Consider the following 1,561-nt stretch of genomic DNA (forward strand, 5'->3'; position numbering starts at 1 on the left):
GACAGCCTCGAGCCCGAATCGCTAGATCGGCTGCGCCCGTTGGTGACCCAGGTTGCGAAATGGCGGCGAGGCGCTCAATACCGCAAGGTCGCCGAAGTGCTCCCCGATCTGGTCGACCGACTGCTCGTCACTGCGCGCCAAGAAGGCGAGCCCGCATACGCGATGCTCACCGACACGTACAGGGCCGCTAACTCGCTGTCGCATAAGCTCGGCTACAACGATCTTTCGATGACTGCTACCGAGCGGATGGAATGGGCGGCAACACAATCCGGCGACCCGCTACGTCTGGCGAGCGCTCACTTTGTGAAGGCATCGACACTCGCGCGGATCGGGGCCACACGCCAAGCTATGCGCCTGCTGACCAGATCCATGGCCGACATCGAGCCTATGATCGGGTCCGATCCGATCGCCATGGCGGTATACAGCACCTTGCACATGAAGGCAGGAGCCATAGCGGCCACCGTGACCGACGCTGACACATCCCGAATGCACTTCGCCGAAGCCGCACGACTCGCAGAGCAATTCCCCGAGGGCGTCGTCTATGACACGGTGGCCGGCGCAACCAACGTCCGGTTCTACCGTGTCGGTGCCGAGGTAGATCTCGGCGACGCGGGCCGCGCGGTCGAAATCGCTACGGGCACACGCCTACCCGACACCAAGTCCGCCGTAGGTGCCGAACGGCAAACCTATTTCTGGCTCGACACCGCGCGGGCTCACCTGCTTGCCGGTAACCCCGACGCGGCCATCGAGGCGCTGCTTGAATCGCGCGCAGTCGCGCCGGAGCACTTCCGCTCCAACCCGACTGTGAAGGCGACCGTACGGGCCGCCGCCGATCAGCAGCGCCGTGCGAGCGACACACTTCGATCACTTGCGAACTCGGCAGGAGTTGCAGACTGATGCAGTACAAACCCGACGAATTGTTCCAGGGTGCCGCGACCTACTATGCCCAATACCGGCCCGGATACCCGCCGCAGTTCTTCACCGAACTTCGAAAGCGCTTCGGACTCAACGGCACTCAACAAATCCTCGACCTCGGCTGTGGCACTGGACAAATCGCGGTACCCCTAGCTCCTGCGGTCGCTACGGTATTCGCCGTCGACCCCGACCCCGACATGCTGGCCGAGGGGAAGCGCAGCGCACCCGAAACCAGCAACATCGAGTGGCTGCGCGGCGACTCCAACCACCTCGACTCACTGAATCTGCCGCCGCTGGACATGGTCGTCATGGGCAAGTCGTTCCATTGGACCGACCGCGCCGCATTGCTGTCGGACCTCGACACCATGATCCGGCCGCGCGGAGCGGTGGTGGTTGTCACCGGAGAACTGCACGACGCCGCTGCCGCCCCGCCATGGGACGACTTGGTTACGTCCCTGCGAGCCAAATACCTCGGTCCGCAGCGTCGCGCTGGATCGGGCACCTACCTGCGCGCCGAGCAAACTCACTTCGACGTGCTGGCTAGTTCGCCGTTCCGCAACGTGGAAACCCTCGGGTGGCAATGGGACACCGACCGAGATGTCGACGCGATCGTCGGCCTACAGTTCTCCTACTCGTATTCCAGCCC

The 1,561-nt window shown here is 63.8% G+C and carries 2 protein-coding genes; both read left to right on the forward strand.

Translation table 11 applies throughout. The features are described from left to right. Window positions 1-897: hypothetical protein (locus tag ON31_RS29610; protein WP_039818391.1), on the forward strand; the 897-nt coding region annotated here is incomplete at its 5' end. After that, a partial coding sequence (locus ON31_RS29615; protein WP_039818393.1) for a class I SAM-dependent methyltransferase occupies window positions 897-1,561 on the forward strand: 665 nt, incomplete at its 3' end. The genes ON31_RS29610 and ON31_RS29615, both read left to right, overlap by 1 nt.

The organism is Nocardia otitidiscaviarum NBRC 14405 (assembly GCF_000308635.1).
Lineage (GTDB): Bacteria > Actinomycetota > Actinomycetes > Mycobacteriales > Mycobacteriaceae > Nocardia > Nocardia otitidiscaviarum.